Origin of the sequence: Curtobacterium sp. BH-2-1-1 (genome assembly GCF_001806325.1) — a bacterium.
Lineage (GTDB): Bacteria > Actinomycetota > Actinomycetes > Actinomycetales > Microbacteriaceae > Curtobacterium.
This window is the reverse complement of record NZ_CP017580.1, coordinates 237,826-255,850: the sequence shown is the minus strand read 5'-3', so window position 1 is coordinate 255,850 and position 18,025 is coordinate 237,826. Positions and strand designations below refer to the sequence as shown.

16 protein-coding genes are annotated in these 18,025 nt (G+C 71.7%); 8 read left to right on the top strand and 8 right to left on the bottom strand.

The features are described 5' to 3' along the window. Positions 1–121: 121 nt before the first annotated feature. Both rsgA and aroA read right to left on the bottom strand, forming a co-directional pair. Entirely contained in the window at positions 122–1,168 is a 1,047-nt protein-coding gene (gene rsgA / locus BJK06_RS01145) for a ribosome small subunit-dependent GTPase A (protein ID WP_070416372.1), read from the bottom strand. Positions 1,169–1,172: 4 nt separating this feature from the next. After that, complete coding sequence (gene aroA, locus BJK06_RS01140; RefSeq protein WP_070416371.1) at positions 1,173–2,534, bottom strand: 3-phosphoshikimate 1-carboxyvinyltransferase; 1,362 nt, start codon at positions 2,532–2,534, stop codon at positions 1,173–1,175. 126 nt (positions 2,535–2,660) lie between these two features. On the opposite strand from aroA, the gene BJK06_RS01135 reads away from it, so the two are divergent. The 3 genes from BJK06_RS01135 to BJK06_RS01125 all read left to right on the top strand — a co-directional run bounded on the left by BJK06_RS01135 (position 2,661) and on the right by BJK06_RS01125 (position 4,221). Next, positions 2,661–3,461, top strand: coding sequence for a sigma-70 family RNA polymerase sigma factor (locus BJK06_RS01135; protein ID WP_156794724.1), 801 nt, complete (start codon positions 2,661–2,663; stop codon positions 3,459–3,461). Further along, on the top strand, positions 3,458–3,700 hold the full coding sequence (locus tag BJK06_RS01130) for a zf-HC2 domain-containing protein (protein WP_070416370.1): 243 nt from the start codon (positions 3,458–3,460) through the stop codon (positions 3,698–3,700). Before BJK06_RS01135 ends, BJK06_RS01130 begins: the two co-directional genes overlap by 4 nt. 80 nt (positions 3,701–3,780) lie before the next feature. Further along, on the top strand, positions 3,781–4,221 hold the full coding sequence (locus BJK06_RS01125; protein ID WP_070416369.1) for a GNAT family N-acetyltransferase: 441 nt from the start codon (positions 3,781–3,783) through the stop codon (positions 4,219–4,221). Between the two features lie 33 nt (positions 4,222–4,254). Here the strand turns inward: BJK06_RS01125 and BJK06_RS01120 are convergent, their stop codons facing one another. Continuing rightward, the gene (locus BJK06_RS01120) at positions 4,255–8,004 is read right to left on the bottom strand and encodes a multifunctional oxoglutarate decarboxylase/oxoglutarate dehydrogenase thiamine pyrophosphate-binding subunit/dihydrolipoyllysine-residue succinyltransferase subunit (RefSeq protein ID WP_175475879.1); all 3,750 of its coding nucleotides are present in this window, start codon (positions 8,002–8,004) and stop codon (positions 4,255–4,257) included. A 212-nt stretch (positions 8,005–8,216) separates the two neighbouring features. Here BJK06_RS01120 and BJK06_RS01115 point away from each other — a divergent pair, with 212 nt between their 5' ends. Next, complete coding sequence (locus tag BJK06_RS01115; protein ID WP_070416368.1) at positions 8,217–9,656, top strand: GuaB1 family IMP dehydrogenase-related protein; 1,440 nt, start codon at positions 8,217–8,219, stop codon at positions 9,654–9,656. Positions 9,657–10,097: 441 nt separating this feature from the next. Here the strand turns inward: BJK06_RS01115 and BJK06_RS01110 are convergent, their stop codons facing one another. The 4 genes from BJK06_RS01110 to BJK06_RS01095 all read right to left on the bottom strand — a co-directional run bounded on the left by BJK06_RS01110 (position 10,098) and on the right by BJK06_RS01095 (position 14,378). Continuing rightward, entirely contained in the window at positions 10,098–11,135 is a 1,038-nt protein-coding gene (locus BJK06_RS01110; RefSeq protein ID WP_070416367.1) for a hemolysin family protein, read from the bottom strand. Further along, on the bottom strand, positions 11,132–12,511 hold the full coding sequence (locus BJK06_RS01105; protein ID WP_070416366.1) for a hemolysin family protein: 1,380 nt from the start codon (positions 12,509–12,511) through the stop codon (positions 11,132–11,134). Before BJK06_RS01105 ends, BJK06_RS01110 begins: the two co-directional genes overlap by 4 nt. Positions 12,512–12,657: 146 nt before the next feature. Next, on the bottom strand, positions 12,658–13,740 hold the full coding sequence (locus tag BJK06_RS01100; protein ID WP_070416365.1) for an NADH:flavin oxidoreductase/NADH oxidase: 1,083 nt from the start codon (positions 13,738–13,740) through the stop codon (positions 12,658–12,660). Continuing rightward, the gene (locus tag BJK06_RS01095; RefSeq protein WP_070416364.1) at positions 13,737–14,378 is read right to left on the bottom strand and encodes an HAD family phosphatase; all 642 of its coding nucleotides are present in this window, start codon (positions 14,376–14,378) and stop codon (positions 13,737–13,739) included. The genes BJK06_RS01100 and BJK06_RS01095 overlap by 4 nt, the downstream gene beginning before the upstream one ends. Between BJK06_RS01095 and BJK06_RS01090 the strand changes: the two genes are divergently transcribed. Continuing rightward, on the top strand, positions 14,377–15,264 hold the full coding sequence (locus tag BJK06_RS01090) for an ADP/ATP-dependent (S)-NAD(P)H-hydrate dehydratase (RefSeq protein WP_156794723.1): 888 nt from the start codon (positions 14,377–14,379) through the stop codon (positions 15,262–15,264). The genes BJK06_RS01095 and BJK06_RS01090 overlap by 2 nt on opposite strands. A gap of 97 nt (positions 15,265–15,361) precedes the next feature. On the opposite strand, the gene BJK06_RS01085 is transcribed toward BJK06_RS01090, so the two are convergent. Beyond that, positions 15,362–16,072, bottom strand: coding sequence for a YceI family protein (locus BJK06_RS01085; RefSeq protein WP_083294962.1), 711 nt, complete (start codon positions 16,070–16,072; stop codon positions 15,362–15,364). A 64-nt stretch (positions 16,073–16,136) separates the two neighbouring features. On the opposite strand from BJK06_RS01085, the gene BJK06_RS01080 reads away from it, so the two are divergent. The 3 genes from BJK06_RS01080 (at position 16,137) to BJK06_RS01070 (ending at position 17,981) form a co-directional block, all read left to right on the top strand. Then, on the top strand, positions 16,137–17,402 hold the full coding sequence (locus BJK06_RS01080; protein ID WP_156794722.1) for a glycosyltransferase 87 family protein: 1,266 nt from the start codon (positions 16,137–16,139) through the stop codon (positions 17,400–17,402). Continuing rightward, positions 17,399–17,707, top strand: a complete 309-nt coding sequence (locus BJK06_RS01075; protein WP_070416362.1) for a thiamine-binding protein — start codon at positions 17,399–17,401, stop codon at positions 17,705–17,707. The genes BJK06_RS01080 and BJK06_RS01075 overlap by 4 nt, the downstream gene beginning before the upstream one ends. A gap of 94 nt (positions 17,708–17,801) precedes the next feature. After that, positions 17,802–17,981: a hypothetical protein gene (locus tag BJK06_RS01070; protein WP_156794721.1), complete on the top strand. Its 180-nt coding sequence runs from the start codon at positions 17,802–17,804 to the stop codon at positions 17,979–17,981. Positions 17,982–18,025 lie beyond the last annotated feature (44 nt).

Genomic DNA, 18,025 nt, shown 5'->3' with positions numbered 1-18,025 from the left:
GTCGACGGCGGGGGTCGGCGCAAAGTTGTACTTTGCAACTTCAGACACGAAGGGCAACTGTACAACGTCGGTGCACACCTGTCGACCCGGGTACCGCCGCGCGCGGTGCGGTGCCGGCGCGCTACTCCGTGCCCGGGTCCTCGGCGCCCATGCCGGTCAGCAGCGCGCGGAACGAGTCGAGCCGCTCGACCCCGGTCGACCCGAGCTCGCCGGCCTGCACCCGGTCGACGATCTCCCAGTCGTGCGCCTGGGAGAGGGGGATCCCGTCCGCCGGCTCGCGGACGGGCACGGCGTGCGAGGCGAAGGCACGGAAGACGTTCGCCGGGTCGACGTGTCCGAGCCCGAACGACCGGACACCCGGGGTGTCGATGATCCACCCGCCGTCCCGCACCTGCAGCGCGATCGACGACGACGAGGTGTGCCGTCCCCGCCCGGTCACCGAGTTGACGACCCCGGTGGCCCGGGAGGACCCGGTCAGCGCGTTCACGAGCGTCGACTTCCCGACGCCCGAGTGCCCGACGGTCACGGTCACCTTGTCGTCGAGGACCTCGTGCAGGGCGTCGAACGGCACGTCGTCGGAGCGGCTCGTCACGATGCGCAGGTCGAGGCAGGCGAAGTGCGCGAGGAACTCGGTGGGATCGGCGAGGTCGGTCTTCGTGATGCAGAGGATCGGGTCGAGGCCGGCGTCGAACGCCGCCACGAGGTACCGGTCGATCAGTCGGGTGCGCGGCTCGGGGTCGGCGGCGGCCACGACGATGAGCATCTGGTCGGCGTTCGCCACGATGACGCGCTCGACCTCGTCGGTGTCGTCGGCGCTCCGGCGCAGCAGCGTGGTGCGCTCGGCGACCTTCACGATGCGCGCGAGGGAGCCCGGTTCGCCGGAGACGTCGCCGGCCAGGTGGACCGTGTCGCCGGTGACGACGGACTTCTTCCCCAGCTCGCGGGCCTTCGTGGCCGTGATGACCCGGTCCCCGACGAGCACGCCGAAGCGCCCGCGGTCGACGTTCGTCACCCACCCCGTGGGGGCGTCCTCGTACGTCGGACGGACCTTCGTGCGGGGGCGGTTGCCCTTCGGGTTGGGGCGGACCCGCACGCTCGACTCGTCGTACTGCCCGTACGGCTCGTCCGCGTCGGAGTCGTCACCGTCGACGTCGTCCCACCAGCTCATCGCGTCAGACCCCTTCGTCGCCGGTCGTGACCAGGGCCGCCCACAGCTCGGGGAACTGTGGCAGCGTCTTCGCGGTCGAGCCGATGTCGTCGACGGCGACGCCGTCGACGACGAGGCCCACGACCGCGCCGGCCGTCGCCATGCGGTGGTCGTCGTACGCGGCCCAGTCGCCGCCGTGGAGCGCGGCAGGCTCGATGCGGAGGCCGTCGTCGAGTTCGTGCACCGCGCCTCCCGAACGGTTGACGTCCGACGCGAGCGCGGCGAGACGGTCCGTCTCGTGCCCACGCAGGTGGCCGATCCCGGTGATCTCGGACGGGCCGTCGGCCAGGGCCGCCAACGCGACCAGGGCAGGAGCGAGCTCGCCGCCGCGGCTGAGGTCGAGTTCGAGACCCGGGAGAGAGGCGCCACCCCGGACCCCGACGCCGCCGTCGAAGACGAGGTCGTCGCCGTCCCGCGTGACGGTCGCGCCCCACAGGGGGAGGAGCCGCTCGAGGTCGGCGCCCACCTGGGTCGTCGCTGTCGGCCAGGTTCGGATGCGGACGGTGCCGCCGGCGACGAGCGCCGCCACGGCGAACGGCGCGGCGTTCGACAGGTCGGGTTCGATGGTGACGTCGCGGGCGGCGATCGGTCCGGGGTGCACGACCCACTCGCCGACCGCGGGCTCGTCGACCCGGACACCGCGGGCACGGAGGGCGGCGACGGTCATCTCGATGTGCGGCATGCTCGGCAGGCGCTCGCCGACGTGCGTGAGGTGCAGGCCCTCGTCGAAGCGCGGGGCGGAGAGCAGGAGCCCGGAGACGAACTGCGACGAGGCGGACGCGTCGATCGAGAGCGATCCGCCGCGGACCGAGCCGGTGCCGGTGAACGAGAACGGCATCGCGCCGCCGCCGTCGTCGGTGACGTCCACGCCGAGGTCGACGAGCGCCTGGATGATGGCGTGCATCGGCCGCTTGCGCGCGTACGGGTCGCCGTCGATCGTGACCGGCCCGACCGCGAGCGCGGCGAGGGGCGGCAGGAAGCGCATCACGGTGCCGGCGAGCCCGCAGTCCACCCGCACGTCGCCGTGCATCGGCGCCGGTGTGATGCGGAGGTCGGGGCCGTAGGGGTTCGGGGTCGCACCGGGCGCCGGCGGGACCTCGTCGATCCCGACGCCGAGCAGCCGGAGCGCTTCGACCATGAGCGCCGAGTCGCGCGAGTGCAGCGGCAGCCGGATGGTCGACGGACCGTCGGCGAGGGCGGCGAGCACGAGTTCGCGGTTGGTGAGCGACTTCGACCCGGGCAGCGACACGTCGCCGTGCAGCGGACCCCGCGCGAGCGGGGCGATCCAGGGCTCGGTCCGGGACTGGGAATGCGTCGTGACTGCCATCGGTTCACAAGGGTACTGAACGCACCGGGAGGATCAGTGGCGACAGCGACACTCGCACGACCGCGGACGACTCTGCCCGCCGTGCCGACGACGCTCGGGAGCACCGTCGGCCTAGACTCGACGGCGATGACGACCGACGAACCGCACGCAGCACCGCACGACCTGGTCGAGGAGACCGAGGCGCAGCTCGACGCGGTGTCCGAAGAAGCAGCACTGCGCGAGGACGAGGCCAGCGACGACGAGGCCGGCGCGGTCGATGTCGTCGACGCGAAGACAGTATCCGAGGCCGAGCTCCGGTCCCTCTTCGAGGACCAGGCGCTGCCCTTCATGGACCAGCTCTACGGCGCGGCGATGCGGATGACCCGCAACCCGGCCGACGCGTCCGACCTCGTGCAGGAGACCTTCGTCAAGGCCTTCGCCGCGTTCCGCCAGTTCAAGCAGGGCACGAACCTCAAGGCCTGGCTGTACCGCATCCTCACGAACACGTTCATCAACACGTACCGCAAGAACCAGCGCAACCCGTACCAGGGCACGATCGACGAGCTCGAGGACTGGCAGCTCGGCGGCGCGGAGAGCGTGACGCAGTCGATCTCGGCGCGCTCCGCCGAGGCCGACGCCATCGACCACCTGCCGTCCTCCGCCGTGAAGGACGCGCTGCAGGCCATCCCGGAGGACTTCCGGATGGCCGTCTACTTCGCCGATGTCGAGGGGTTCTCCTACCAGGAGATCGCCGACATCATGAAGACCCCCGTGGGGACGGTCATGAGCCGCCTCCACCGTGGCCGCCGGCTCCTCCGCGGGCTCCTGGCCGACCACGCACGTGAGACCGGCATCGTCCCGGACGCAGCGTCGACGGCGACGATGCGCGGACGAGGCCGGAAGGTTGCCGCGGCGTCGAGCCGCGTCGAAGGGAAGGAAGCGCGATGAGCGGCTGCGACTGCTCGAAGGCGAAGGCCGAGCTCGAGGAGTTCCTGCACGGGGAGCTCTGCCGCGAGGACGCGGCGGACATCCGTGAGCACATGGACGACTGCGAGGACTGCACGACCGAGCACCGCGTCGGCGTGGTCCTCATCGAGACGGTCCGTCGCGCGTGCAAGGAGACGGCACCCGAGGAACTCCGCACCGAGATCCTCGCCCGCATCCGCCTGGAGCAGGCCACCCACTGAACGTCCCGGCGGGAACGTCCCCGCGTGAGCGTCCTGGCAGCCGTCGTCACACGCACGGGGCTGTCGGTAGTGTCGCGGGCATGACCCTCTCCGTCGAGTCGATCACCACCTGGTCCGACACGGACGTCGCCGACGTCGCCGCCCTCGTCCGACTGCTCGGCCACGAGGTCGACGACGCCGCCATGCGCGCCCGCCTCGAACGACTCACGCCCGAGGCCGGACACCGCACCTGGGTGGTGCGGGACGATGACGGTCGTGCGATCGCGGTCGCCGGCGCGCAGGTCACCTGGGCGTACGCGAGCGACGAGCCGACGGCGCAGCTGCTGCTGATGGTGGTCGACGAGTCGGCCAGGAGGCTCGGCACCGGTTCGGCGCTCATCGGCACGTTCGAAGCATGGGCGGTCGAGCAGGGCGCACGTCGCCTCAGCGCCGTCAGCGCGGCGGCCACGGACAGCGCGCACCGGTTCTACCAGAAGCGCGGGTACCACGACGCCGGGGTGCGCTACACGAAGATCGCGTAGCGCACCCCGGCGTCAGGGGCCCGGCGTCGGGCGTCAGCCCAGCGCTCGCGTGATGACGTCGGTCGCTTCCTGTGCGGAGCGCTTCGACGACCCCGTGGCCGGTGCGGCACTCGCCGGACGGGCGGCGACCGACAGCGGCCGACCGTCGAGGTGCGGCGACAGGTTCATGCACACGAACGGCCAGGCGCCCTGGTTCTCCGGCTCTTCCTGCGCCCACACGACGTCGGCGCCCGGGTAGCCCGCGAGCACCTGGAGGATCTGCTCGAGGGGGAGTGGCGCGAGCTGCTCGAGCCGGACGAGGGCGACGTCGGTGGCGCCGCGCTTGTCGAGCTCGGCGCGCAGGTCGTGGTGCACCTTGCCGGAGTGCAGGACCACCCGGCGCACCGCCGACTTGTCGGTCACGCGGTCGTCGTCGAGGACCTCGGAGAAGGTGCCGCTCGTGAACGCGTCCACCGGGCTCGTCGCCTGGCGGAGGCGCAGCATCGCCTTCGGGGAGAACACGATGAGCGGCTTCTGCGGCCGCTCCCACGCCTGGCGTCGCAGCAGGTGGAAGTACGACGCCGGGGTCGACGGCCGGGCCACCACCATGTTGTCCTCGGCGCAGAGCTGCAGGTACCGCTCGATGCGCGCCGACGAGTGGTCCGGTCCCTGGCCCTCGTAGCCGTGGGGGAGCAGGAGCACGAGGCCCGAGCGCTGTCCCCACTTCTGCTCGGCGGAGGAGATGAACTCGTCGATGACGGTCTGGGCGCCGTTCGCGAAGTCGCCGAACTGCGCCTCCCACAGGACGAGGGCTTCGGGTCGCTCGACCGAGTACCCGTACTCGAACGCCATCGCCGCGTACTCGCTGAGCAGCGAGTCGTAGATGTACAGGCGGGCCTGGTCCTCGGTGAGGTTCGCGAGGGGCAGCCACTCCTGGCCGTTCACCCGGTCATGGAAGACGGCCTGGCGCTGCACGAAGGTGCCACGGCGGGCGTCCTGACCGGCGAGCCGGACCGGCTTGCCCTCGACGAGGATCGACCCGATGGCCATGAGCTCCGCCATCGCCCAGTCGACGCCGCCGTTGCGGGTCATGTCGGTGCGCTTGGACAGGAGCTGCTGGAGCTTCGGGTGCACCTGGAAGCCCGCGGGCGGGTTGCTGTGCGCGTCGCCGATGGCCCGGACGAGTTCCTCGGACACGGCGGTCTCGTGCACCTCGACCTCGGAGTCGTCGCGCTGCGCTGCCGGTCGTTCGAGGCCCTGCACGGCGCCGTCGTCGTCGACCGTGATGACCGGGATCGTGCCGGTCTGCGCCTCGTGCGTCTCCGCGAAGGCGCGTTCCAGGCGGTCCTGGAAGTCGCGGTGCGCCTCGTCGTACTCCTCTTGTGTGATGTCGCCGCGGCCGACGAGGGCCTCGGTGTAGAGGGTACGGACGGAGCGCTTCGCCTCGATGAGGTTGTACATGAGCGGCTGCGTCATCGACGGGTCGTCGCCCTCGTTGTGTCCGCGGCGGCGGTAGCAGATGAGGTCGATGACGACGTCGCGGTGGAACTCCTCGCGGTAGGCGAAGGCGAGCTCGGCGACGCGGGCGACGGCCTCGGGGTCGTCCCCGTTCACGTGGAAGATCGGCGCCTGGATCGTCTTCGCGACGTCGGTGGAGTACACCGAGCTGCGGGCCGACTCCGGTGGGGTGGTGAACCCCACCTGGTTGTTGATCACGAGGTGCACGGTGCCGCCGGTGCGGTAGCCGCGCAGCTGCGACATCTGCAGGGTCTCGACCACGACGCCCTGACCGGCCATCGCGGCGTCGCCGTGGACCAGCACGGGCAGGACGCCGAACGTGCCGGGGGCCTGCCGGTCCTGCTTCGCGCGGACGATGCCCTCGAGCACGCCGTCGACAGCCTCGAGGTGGGACGGGTTCGCGGCGATCGTCACCGGGATGGCGGTGCCGTCGCTGGCGCGGAACACGCCCTCGGTGCCGACGTGGTACTTCACGTCACCCGAACCCTGGCCCGAGACGGCGCCGGGGAGCGACGACCCCTCGAACTCGCGGAAGATCTGGCCGTAGGTCTTGCCGGCGATGTTCGTCAGCACGTTGAGCCGGCCGCGGTGGGCCATGCCGATCGCGACTTCTTCGAGGCCGGCGGTCGCCGCGCGCTGGATGAGCGAGTCGAGGAACGCGATGGTGGACTCGCCGCCCTCGAGCGAGAAGCGCTTCTGGCCGACGTACTTCGTCTGCAGGAAGGTCTCGAACGCCTCGGCCTCGTTGAGCTTGCCGAGGACCCGGAGCTGGTCGTCCTTCGACGGCTTCGAGTACGGGACCTCGATGTGGGCCTGCACCCAGCGACGCTGTTCCGGGTCCTGGATGTGCATGTACTCGATGCCGACCGTGCGGCAGTAGGCGTCTCGGAGGATCCCGAGCACGTCGCGCAGCGGGGCGTTCGTCGTGCCGGCGAGCCCGCCGGTGACGAACTCGCGGTCGAGGTCCCAGAAGGTCAGCCCGTGGCTCTCGATCTCGAGGTCGGGGTGGGTGCGCTGCCGGTACTCGAGCGGGTCGATGTCCGCCATGAGGTGCCCGCGGACACGGAAGCTGTTGATGAGCTCCTGCACACGCGCCGTCTTGTTCACCCGGTGCGCGAGGTCGACGTTGATGTCGTTCGCCCACTGGATCGGCTTGTACGGGATCCGGAGCGCCGCGAAGATGCCCTCGTAGAAACCGTGCTCGCCGATGAGCCGCTCGTGCACCTTCTTGAGGTACTCGCCCGACCCCGCACCCTGGATGACGCGGTGGTCGTAGGTGCTCGTCAGCGTGATGGTCTTGCCGATGCCGAGCTCGACGAGGGTCTTCGCCGCCGAGCCCTGGAACTGCGCTGGGTACTCGAGGGCACCGGCGCCGATGATGGCACCCTGCCCCTTCGTCAGGCGCGGCACCGAGTGGACCGTGCCGATGCCGCCCGGGTTCGTCAGCGAGATCGTGGTGCCCTGGAAGTCGGCCGGCGTGAGCTTGTTGTCACGGGCACGCTTGACGAGGTCCTCGTAGGCGGAGAGGAACTGGCCGAACGTGAGGGTCTCGGCGCGCTTGATGCTCGGGACGAGCAGGGAGCGCGAGCCGTCCTTCTTCGGGACGTCGATCGCGATGCCGAGGTTGACGTGCGCGGGAGCGACCACGAAGGGCTTGCCGTCGCGCTCCTCGTAGAAGACGTTCTGACTCGGGAAGTCCTTGAGCGCCTGCACCATCGCCCACCCGATGAGGTGCGTGAACGAGATCTTGCCGCCGCGGGCCCGACGCAGGTGGTTGTTCACGACGATGCGGTTGTCGATCATCAGCTTCGCCGGGATCGTCCGCACGCTCGTCGCGGTCGGCACCGTGAGCGAGGCGTCCATGTTCGAGGCGAGCGTCTTCGCCATGCCCCGGAGCGGGGTCGCCACGTCCTCGTGGGTCTCCTCGTGGTCGTCGGCTTCGTCGTTGGCCTCGGCCGGGATCGGCTGCGGCGTGGGCTGGCGCGACGTGGTCTTCGCCTGGATCGGCCCGGACTTCGCCTCGCCGGGGGCGTCACCGGTCGCGGGCTGCTGGGTCGTGGACTGCTGCTGCTCGGAGGCGGCCGGAGCAGCGGGGGCGGAGGGGGACGGAGCCGGTGCGGACGCGTCGCCACCCTGGGTGCGGTGGTAGCTCTCGAGGACCGGCCACCAGGACTTGTCGACGGACTCCTTGTCGGCGACGAACTGCTCGTAGAGCTCGTCGACGAGCCACTCGTTCGCCCCGAATTCGCCCGCGGTCTCGTCCGTTCCGGTCAGATGGCTCGACACAGCCGATCGCCCACTCTCCGTCGATAGATGCTCGTGTGTGTCGTGCGTGGCAACCCTGCCTCGCACAGGTCCCAAGCCTAGCCGCTCGCAGATGACCGTTCGGTGTCAGGCGGAGGCGGGTCGCGCCTCCCGACCGGGTGTCGCGCGTGTCGCACCGGAGGCGTGCCGAGCCGCCCAGACCGGCCACCCTGGGGAGCCGTACAGTGGGGCCCATGAGGTTCTACGAGACGCGGCCGACACACGACCTGACCTACTCCGACGTCTTCCTCGTCCCCAGCCGGTCGGCGGTGACGAGCCGCTTCGACGTGGACCTCTCGGCGAACGACGGGTCCGGTGCGACCATCCCGATCGTCAGCGCCAACATGAACTCGGTCACCGGGCCGCGCCTCGCCGCGACGCTCGCCCGACGCGGTGGCCTGGGCGTCCTGCCGCAGGACATGCACCTGCAGGACCTCGACGCCGCGATCCGCTGGGTCAAGGACCAGCCGGTCGACTTCGACACCGCCTACGACATGGGCGCGCACACCACGGTCGCCGAGGCCCTCGAGCAGCTCCTGCCCGTCGCCGGACGGGGCGTGGTCGTCCGCGACGCCGCCGGCGAGTACCTCGGCTGCGTCCCCGCGGGGCGCCTCGGCGACGCGGGTCCCGACGCCACGCTCGGCGACCTGCTGCACGGCGCCTCCACCGCGATCGACGCCGAGGACGCCGGCACGCCCCGGCACGTGTACGACGTGCTGACCGCGGCCGAGGTCGACTTCGCGCCGGTCATGCGGCACGGCAAGGTCGTCGGCACGGTCAGCCAGACCAGCGCGATCCGCTCGGACATCTACCGGCCCGCCGTCGACGCGTCCGGACGCCTGCGGGTCGCTGCCGCGATCGGCATCAACGGCGACGTCGCCGCGAAGGCGCAGGCGCTCGCGGCCGCCGGCGTGGACGTGCTCGTCCTCGACACCGCGCACGGCCACCAGGAGGGCATGCTCCGCGCTCTCCGCACCGTCGCCGCCCTCGGTCTCGACATCCCGCTCGTCGCGGGCAACGTCGTCACCGCCGACGCGGTCGCCCACCTCGTCGAGGCCGGCGCGACCATCATCAAGGTCGGCGTCGGACCCGGTGCCATGTGCACCACGCGCATGATGACCGCCGTCGGTCGCCCGCAGTTCTCCGCCGTGCTCGAGACCGCCGCCGCGGCCCGGTCGCTCGGCGCGCACGTGTGGGCCGACGGCGGCGTCCGGTACCCGCGCGACGTGGCGCTCGCCCTCGCCGCCGGCGCGTCCGCCGTGATGATCGGCTCGTGGTTCGCGGGCACGCTCGAGGCGCCCGGAGTCCTCCGCCGTGACGCCGCGGGCAAGGCGTACAAGGAGAGCTGGGGCATGGCCAGCGCCAAGGCCGTCCGGGAGCGCTTCGAGCGCCTCGACCCCTACGAGCGGGCCCGCAAGGCGCTCTTCGCCGAGGGGATCTCGTCCTCGACGATCTACCTCGACCCGGAGCGGCCGAGCGTCGAGGACCTGCTCGACATGATCACCACCGGTGTCCGCAGCTCGGCGACGTACGCGGGGGCGTCGTCCCTCGCCGAGTTCTCCGAGCGGGCGCTCGTCGGCATCCAGTCGGCCGCCGGCTACGAGGAGGGCAAGCCGCTCCCCGTGAGCTGGTAGCGCAGCGCCCGGCCCGGCCCCGCGCGACGCCGCGCCGCGTCGCGTCGCGTCGCGCGGCGCGGCGCGGCGTCGCGCGGGGGCGAGTTTCGCGCCCACGCGGGCGCTTCGGCGAAAGCGACAGGTGCCCGCACGATCGCGCCGGGGATCTGTCGACCTGGCGGCAGGGACGACGACGACCGGCGGGACCATGTCGTTTCGGCGGGGTGGTCGCGACGATGAGCGGACGGGAGGCGCGGTGCCAGCCTGAACCGCACCTCCAGTCCCTCCCCGCACGCGAAAGCGACAGGCGCCCGCACGATCGCGCCGGGGATCTGTCGACCTGGCGGCAGGGACGAGGACGACCGGCGGGACCATGTCGCTTTGGCGGGGTGGTCGCGACCACGGGCGGACGGGAGGCGCGGTGCCAGCTGGCACCGCGCCTCCTGTCCGCAGGTGCGCGCGTCAGCGCCGGCGGGTCGCGTCCTCGACGGTGCCGACGAGCTCCTCGAGGATGTCCTCGAGGAAGAGCACACCGAGCGTCCGGCCCTCGGCGTCGAACGCCCGCGCCACGTGACGACCGGCGGCGCGCATGGTCGCGAGGGCGTCCTCGAGGTCCATCTCCGTGTACAGCGAGATGAGCTGCCGGATCCGCTTCGGCGGCACCGGGTCGTCGTACTCGTCCGGTCGGAGGTCGATGACGTCCTTCACGTGCACGTAGCCCGTGGGGGAGCCGTCCTCGGCCACGAGCACGTACCGCGAGAACCCGCGCTGGGCCACGGCCCGCTCGACGTCACCGGGGGTGGCGTCCTCGGGGAGGGTGACGAGCTCGGCCATCGGCACGGCGACGTCCTTGACCTTCTTCTCGGTGAACTCGAACGCCAGGGCGAGCTTGCCGTCGTCGGTGAGGGTGCCCTCGCGGCGGGACTGCTCGACGATGGTCTGGACCTCCTCGACGGTGAACGCGCTCACGGCTTCGTCCTTCGGCTCGACCCGGAAGAGCCGGAGCACGGCGTTCGCGACCTCGTTCAGGCCGACGACCACCCAGTGCAGGCCGTGGCCGATGTACCAGAGCGTCGGCACGAGGAGGAGCGCCGCACGGTCAGGCATCGAGAACGAGATGTTCTTCGGGACCATCTCGCCGAACACCACGTGCAGGAACGACACGAGCAGCAGCGTGAACACGAACGCCACGACGCCGATGACCTCGACACTCCAGCCCGTGAGGTGCAGCGGGACCTCGAGCAGGTGGTGGATCGCCGGCTCGGAGACGTTGAGGATGAGCAGCGAGCACACCGTGATGCCGAGCTGGGTGGTGGCGAGCATGCGGGTGGCGTGCTCCATCGCCCAGAGCGTCATCTGTGCGGCGCGCGAGCCCTCTTCCGCGCGCGGCTCGATCTGGGAGCGGCGTGCGGAGATGACGGCGAACTCGGCCGCGACGAAGTAGGCGTTGCCCATCAGGAGGACGACGAGCCAGAAGATGCCCCACCAGTCGGAACTCATCGGGTGCCGCCCTTCGCAGAAGCCTTCGAGGCCGTGGCCTTCGTGGCCGGGATGATGATGCCGGTCGCCGGGGTCTCCGGCGGTGTGGGCGTCCAGCGGATCCGGTCGATGCGGCGCCCGTCGAGGCGTTCGACGCGGAACACGCCGTCCTCGAGCGGTACCTCGTCACCGACGGCCGGGAGCCGCCCGAGGGTCGACATGATGAACCCGCCGACGGTCTCGTACGGGCCGTCCTCGGGGACCTTCACGCCGGCGCGGTCCTCGAGCTCGTCCGGGCGGAGGAGCCCCGGGAACGTCAGCCAGTTGCGCGACCGGACGACGTCGATCCGTGCACGGTCGTGCTCGTCGGACACCTCGCCGACGATCTCCTCGATGAGGTCCTCGAGCGTCACGACCCCCGCGGTGCCGCCGTACTCGTCGACGACGATCACCATCTGGTAGCCGCGACCGCGGACCTCGGCGAGCAGCGTGTCGCCGGGCATCGTCTCGGGGACGCGCTCGGCGTCGGTCATGAGGGCGCCGACGGGGACCTCGGGGCGCTTCTCGCGGGGCACGGCGACGGCCTGCTTCACGTGCACGATGCCGACGACGTCGTCCGCGTCCTCCTCGATGACGGGGAAGCGGCTGAACCCGGTCTTCCGGGCGAGCGCGATGACGTCGTCGGCGGACTCGGACACGCGGATCGTGGAGAGCCGGGGGCGCGGGGTCATCACGTCGCTGGCGCTCAGTTCGGAGAACGAGATCGTCCGTTCCAGCAGCGTCGCGGTGTCCTGCTCGAGGGAGCCCTCGGACGCGGACCGACGCAGCAGCGAGGTGAGCTCCTCGGCGCTGCGCGCACCGGACAGTTCCTCTTGCGGCTCGATGCCCATCGCCCGGAGCACGGCGTTGGCGGTGCCGTTCAGCACCGCGACGGCCGGCTTGAACACCGTGGTGAACGCGATCTGCAGCGGCACGACGAGCTTCGCGGTCTGCAGGGGGAGCGCGAGCGCGAAGTTCTTCGGCACGAGCTCACCGAGGATCATCGACAGCAGGGTCGCGATGACGAGCGCCACGATCGAGCCGACGGTCTCGACGATCGCCTCGGGAAGCCGCATCGCGAGGAACGGCGCTTCGAGCAGCTTCGCGATCGACGGCTCGAGCAGGTAGCCGGTCAGCAGGGTCGTCAGCGTGATGCCGAGCTGCGCGCTGGAGAGGTGCGTCGAGGTGACCTTCAACGCACCGATGACGGGTGCGAGGCCGGTCTCACCGCGGTCTCGTCGGGCCTCGACGTCGGCGCGGTCGAGGTTGACCAGCGCGAACTCGGACGCGACGAACACACCGGTGCCGAGTGTCAGCAGGATGCCGCCGATCAGCATGACGATGTCGATCGGACTCATGATTCACCTCCCGCAGGGGGCGAGGCAGTGCAGCTCACCGAGTGAGCGGCAGATGAGTGAGGCGAAGAACTGTTCGGGGGATCGTCCACAGTGAGGCAATCGTACTGCCTGGCGTGCGGCCAAGCCGAGAGAACGTACAGAACGGCCTACGCCGTGACGCGTGCGCGGTGGTACTGCTGCGGCTCGTAGTCCACGGAGACGCCGAGCTCGACGGCGGCACGGAGCGGGAAGCCCGGGTCGCGCAGGAACTCGCGGCCCACCATGACGACGTCCGCCTGGCCGGTCGCCACGATCTGCTCGGCCTGGAACGCCTCCGAGATCATGCCGACAGCGATCGTGCCGATGCCGGCGTCGCGCTTGATCGCGTCGGCGAAGGGCACCTGGTAACCAGGGCCGACCGGGATCGGGGCGCTCGCGACGTTGCCACCGGTCGAGACGTCCGCGAGGTCGGCACCGTGCTCGGCGGCCCAGCGCGCGACCTGCGTGGTCTCCTCGAGCGTCAGGCCGCCTTCGACCCAGTCGGTCGCCGAGAAGCGGACGACGACCGGGAAGCCCGCGCCGACCTCGGCACGGACGGCGTCCAGCACCTCGAGCAGGGCGCGGGCGCGGTTCTCGAGCGAGCCGCCGTACGAGTCGGTCCGGTGGTTGCTCAACGGCGACAGGAACTGGTGCAGCAGGTAGCCGTGCGCGGCGTGGATCTCGACGAGGTCGAAGCCGGCCTCGACCGAGCGTCGAGCGGCAGCGGCGAACGCCAGGGCCACCACGCGGATGTCCTCGGTGGCGAGCTCGCGCGGCTCGGCGTACCCGTCGAAGGCGACCGCGGACGGTGCCACGGTGTTCCAGCCGCCCTGGTCCGCCGGGACGGAGCCGTGCGTCGACTCCCACGGGCGGAACGTCGACGCCTTGCGGCCGGCGTGCGCGAGCTGGACGCCCGCGGCGGCGCCCTGCGAGTGGATGAAGTCGACGATCGGGCGGAACGCGTCGCGCTGCTCGTCGTTCCACAGCCCGAGGTCCTGCGGGCTGATCCGCCCCTCCGGCACGACTCCCGTGGCCTCGACCACGACCGCGCCGGCACCGCCCTTGGCGAAGCCGCCGAGGTGCACGAGGTGCCACGGGGTCGGGACGCCGTCCTGCGCCTCGACCGAGTACTGGCACATCGGGGAGACCCAGATGCGGTTGCGGACGGTCAGGTCGCGGATGGTGATCGGTTCGAACAGGGCGTGCGTCACGCGGGCTCCTTCTCGGCGGTCGCCCCGGTCGCGAGTTCCTGCAGGAACGCGCGGAGTCCGGCGGGCGACGTGTAGTGGTGGCCGACCGCCCCGATCGCTTCCGCGCCGGCGGCGTTCTCGGCCCTGTTGTCGACGAACACCATCTGCGCGGCGTCGATTCCCAGGCGCGCGCACGAGTCCAGGTAGATCGAGGCGTCCGGCTTCAGGACGTGCTCCTCGGCGCTCACCACGACGGTCTCGAACAGGGAGCCCATCGGGGACCGGCGGTACGGGTCACCGAAGTCGAACCCGGCGTTCGACAGCAGGGCGACCCGGGTGCCGGCGTCGTGCAGCTCCTCGACGATCGCGAGGGTCTCCGGCTCGACCTCGAACCAGCCGGTGAAGTCGATCGCCCAGAACCGGTGGATGTCGGTGATGCGCCACGATCGGCCGGTGCGCTCGGCGATCGCGCGCCAGTAGTCCACGACGGAGAGGTCGCCGCGGTCCAGGTCGTGTCGGAGCTCCTGGTAGACGGGGAAGAGCTCGTCCGCCGGCACCCCGGTCGCCGCGACGAGGGCGTCCCGCGAGGCGTGCGGCGTCCGGCTGATCACCTCGCCGTAGTCGAAGACCACCACACGACCGGGCAGGAACAGGCTCATGCGCTCCACCGTAACGTGGCGTCTCGTGAACGACTTCGTCCCCTTCGCCCCGACCGACGCCGCCGCCTGGACCACCGCCCCGCACGGCGACTCCACCAAGTACCGGCGGGGAGTCCTCGGTGTCGCGACCGGCTCCGACCAGTACCCGGGCGCTGCCGTGCTGGGCGTCGACGCCGCCGTGCACACCGGCGTGGGGATGGTCCGGTACGTGGGACCGTCCCGCGCGTCGGACCACGTGCTCGCGCGGCGTCCCGAGGTCGTCGCCGGGGTCGGACGGGTGCAGGCGTGGCTCGTCGGCTCCGGGATCTCGGCGGGCTCGCTCGACGACCTGGACGACGTGACGGCGGAGGGGTTCCGGCACGCCTCGGACGACGGGGTCCCCGTGGTCGTCGACGCCGGCGCGATCCCGCTCGTCGAGCTCGGGCCCCTGGCGGTGCTGACGCCGCACGCGGGGGAGCTCGCCGGCGTCCTGCACGAGTCGCGGGAGGCCGTCGAGCAGGACCCGGCCGCGGCCGCGCTCCGTGCCGCCGCGCAGACCGGGAGCGTCGTGCTCCTGAAGGGGTCCGCCACGCACGTCGCGACACCCGACGGGTCGGTGCGGCTCGTGGCCTCGTCGGCGACGCCGTGGCTCGCGGCCGCCGGTGCCGGTGACGTCCTCGGCGGGGTGCTCGGGGCGCTCGTGGCGGCTCGGCAGGGAGCGGCGGAGGCGGCCGGGTCGTCGCTGTCGCCGTCCGACCTGGCGCACCTGGCCGCTTCGGCTGCGGTGGTGCACGGGATCGCGGCGCGACGGGCGTCCCGGGGTGGGCCGTTCACGATGGCGGCGCTGGTCGAGCAGCTGCCGGGCGTGGTGCGCGACCTCGTCGTCGAGGGCGACGCGCGGGGGTAGCCGCGAGCGGCGACGGACGGGAGGCGCGGTCCGGGCCCGCACCGCGCCTCCTGGCCGTCAGGTGGTCACGTCCGGGGCGTGACGCGCGTCGTGCGCGTCAGCTCGCGGGGGTGGCGTGCACGAGGAACTCGACCGCACCTGCGTCGTCGACCTGCACGAAGCCGAGGCTCGGGGCCTGCACGCCGAAGTCCGAGAAGGTGATCGGGATCGAGCCGGAGACGTCGACGCCGTCGCCGTTCAGCCCGACCTCGAGCGTCGCGGCGACCGACTTCGTGACGCCGTGCAGGGTGAGGTCCCCGGTGGCCTCGACCTTCGTCGTGCCCGAGCCGGACGGGACCGCGTCCGCGATCGGCTCGATGAGCGTGAAGGTCGCGGTGGGGAACGCCGACGTGTCGAGCGCCGAGTCGCGGAAGTACGAGTCGCGCTGGGCCGAGTCCGTGGTGATGTCGGCGACCTGCACGGTGATGGTCGCCTTCGTGATGGCGGTGCCGTCGACGGTCGCGCTCCCGGTGACGCTGTCGGTGCGCCCGGTGACGGTGACGTCCGAGCCGTTCAGGACCTCGTGGACGCGGTACCCGGCCTCGGAGTCCCCGCCGACCGTCCACGCGCCGGACAGGTCCGCGGCGTCGAGCGTCGACGGGGCGCGGCTCGCGGCGACGCTCGGGGCGGCGGAGGCCTTGGCGTTCTCGCTGCTCGTGTAGAGGTTCGTGCCGACGATCGCGGCGACGACGCCGATGACGACGACCGCGGCGACGACCGCGATCCAGATGACGGCTCTGCGGCGCGTTCGCGGGGTGTCGGAGGTCACGAGGGGAACGGTGACACGTCATGCTCGGGGGAACCTGTGACGGGCGTGCCGCTACGCTCGTCCGGTGCAGAGGACGGTGTGGCGTTCGCGGTGGCCCGAGGTCGCGGCGTTCGTCGTGGCGTTCGCCGCCGTGCACGCGGTCCTCTGGTGGCTGACCTCCGTGTCGGCGAACCTGCCGCTCGGTGACGTCACGATCACGTACCGGCGGTGGATCGAGACCGGGCACGCGTCCGGGTTCTGGGTCGGGATCGACGAGGACTGGGTGTACCCGATCCTCGCGATCGTCCCGATGGCCGCTGCCGCCGTCGGGGGCGTGACGTCGATCGGCACCGGGTGGCTCGTGCTCATGGTCGCGCTCGACGCCGTCGCGTGCGCGTTCCTGTGGCGCTTCCGTGGGCTCGGCGTGCGCGTCGTGTGGTGGTGGCTCGCCTTCCTGCTCGCCCTCGGGCCGATCGGCCTCGGACGCATCGACACCGTCGCGACCGTCCTCGCCCTGGTCGGGGTGGCCTTCGTCGCGTCGCGGCCGGCCGTCGCCTCGGCGCTGTTCACCGCCGGTGCGTGGACGAAGGTCTGGCCCGCGGCGCTCGTGGGCGTGCTCCTGCTGCTCCGCCGTGGACACCGCCGCGGGGTGCTCGTCGGTGCGCTCGTGCTGACGGCGCTCATCGTCCTCGTCGACGTCCTGTACGGGGGAGCGGCCCACCTGTTCTCGTTCGTGGGGCAGCAGAGCGGCCGTGCGCTGCAGATCGAGGCGCCCCTCGCGACCCCCTTCATGTGGGCGGCGGCGCTCGGCATCCCCGGTGCCGCGGTCTACTACGACCAGCAGATCCTGACGTTCGAGGTGTCCGGCGCGGGGACGCACGCGGCGGCCGCGGTGTCGACGCCGCTCATGGCCGTGGTCGTCGTCGGCGGGGTGCTGCTCGCGCTCTGGGCCGTGCACCGCGGCGCGCACCGGGCCGACGCCGCGCCGCTGCTGGCGCTGCTCCTGGTGGCCGCGCTGGTCGCCGCGAACAAGGTCGGGTCGCCGCAGTACATCGGGTGGTTCGCCGTGCCGATCGTGTGGGGGCTCGTCGCCGGTCGTCCGAGCGCCAGGCGCTTCCTGCCCGTCGCCGTCGCCGCGATCCCGATGGCGCTGCTGACGCAGGTGATCTACCCCGGGTTCTACGACCAGGTGCTCACCGTGCAGCCCTGGGTGCTCGTGGTCCTCACGCTCCGGAACGCGCTCGAGATGGGGGTGCTGGTGTGGAGCGTCGTCGCGATCGTCCGGCTCGGCGTGCGGGCCCGTGCCACCGCTGTGCCGGTCGTCCCGGCAGGGGGCAGGATGGACGCATGATCGTCGCGTTCTCCGTCGCCCCGTCCGGTGGTCCCTCCGCGAGCTCGGACGGGTCCGTGCACGACGCCGTCGCGGCCGCCGTGCGGATCGTCCGCGAGAGCGGGTTGCCGAACCGCACCTCGTCGATGTTCACCGAGGTCGAGGGGGAGTGGGACGAGGTCATGGACGTGGTCAAGCGCGCCACCGAGGCCGTCGGCGCGTACGGCACGCGGGTGTCCCTCGTGCTCAAGGCCGACATCCGCCCGGGGCACACCGGCGAGATCGACGGCAAGCTCGAGCGGCTCGAGGCTGCACTCGACGACTGAGCGACACGCCGAGCGCCTCCCACGGATGTCGGTGGTCGGGTGTGTCCTGTCGGTGTCGGACGGAACGCGTCCGCACGACGACGAGGAGCACGTGATGATGCACGATGGCTGGTGCCCCGACTGCGACCTGCGGACGGTCGTCATCGACTCGGACGAAAACGGCGACACCGCCTGGGCGAGCTGCACCGAGTGCGGCGCCGGGTGGGTCCACCGTGACGAACTCCCGGGGCTCGTCGTCACGGCCCACGCGGAGCCGGAGCGTCGCGCCGCCTGACGCGGGTCGAATCGATTCGGCCGCGCGACTTCCGTTCGGCCTTT

What these genes read in the sequence shown, in the direction of transcription:
- rsgA (WP_070416372.1), bottom strand. Translation starts at nt 1,168, where the DNA reads ATGAGCTGGTGGGACGACGTCGACGGTGACGACTCCGACGCGGACGAG.
- aroA (WP_070416371.1), bottom strand. Translation starts at nt 2,534, where the DNA reads ATGGCAGTCACGACGCATTCCCAGTCCCGGACCGAGCCCTGGATCGCC.
- BJK06_RS01135 (WP_156794724.1), top strand. Translation starts at nt 2,661, where the DNA reads ATGACGACCGACGAACCGCACGCAGCACCGCACGACCTGGTCGAGGAG.
- BJK06_RS01130 (WP_070416370.1), top strand. Translation starts at nt 3,458, where the DNA reads ATGAGCGGCTGCGACTGCTCGAAGGCGAAGGCCGAGCTCGAGGAGTTC.
- BJK06_RS01125 (WP_070416369.1), top strand. Translation starts at nt 3,781, where the DNA reads ATGACCCTCTCCGTCGAGTCGATCACCACCTGGTCCGACACGGACGTC.
- BJK06_RS01115 (WP_070416368.1), top strand. Translation starts at nt 8,217, where the DNA reads ATGAGGTTCTACGAGACGCGGCCGACACACGACCTGACCTACTCCGAC.
- BJK06_RS01110 (WP_070416367.1), bottom strand. Translation starts at nt 11,135, where the DNA reads ATGAGTTCCGACTGGTGGGGCATCTTCTGGCTCGTCGTCCTCCTGATG.
- BJK06_RS01105 (WP_070416366.1), bottom strand. Translation starts at nt 12,511, where the DNA reads ATGAGTCCGATCGACATCGTCATGCTGATCGGCGGCATCCTGCTGACA.
- BJK06_RS01090 (WP_156794723.1), top strand. Translation starts at nt 14,377, where the DNA reads ATGCGCTCCACCGTAACGTGGCGTCTCGTGAACGACTTCGTCCCCTTC.
- BJK06_RS01095 (WP_070416364.1), bottom strand. Translation starts at nt 14,378, where the DNA reads ATGAGCCTGTTCCTGCCCGGTCGTGTGGTGGTCTTCGACTACGGCGAG.
- BJK06_RS01075 (WP_070416362.1), top strand. Translation starts at nt 17,399, where the DNA reads ATGATCGTCGCGTTCTCCGTCGCCCCGTCCGGTGGTCCCTCCGCGAGC.
- BJK06_RS01070 (WP_156794721.1), top strand. Translation starts at nt 17,802, where the DNA reads ATGATGCACGATGGCTGGTGCCCCGACTGCGACCTGCGGACGGTCGTC.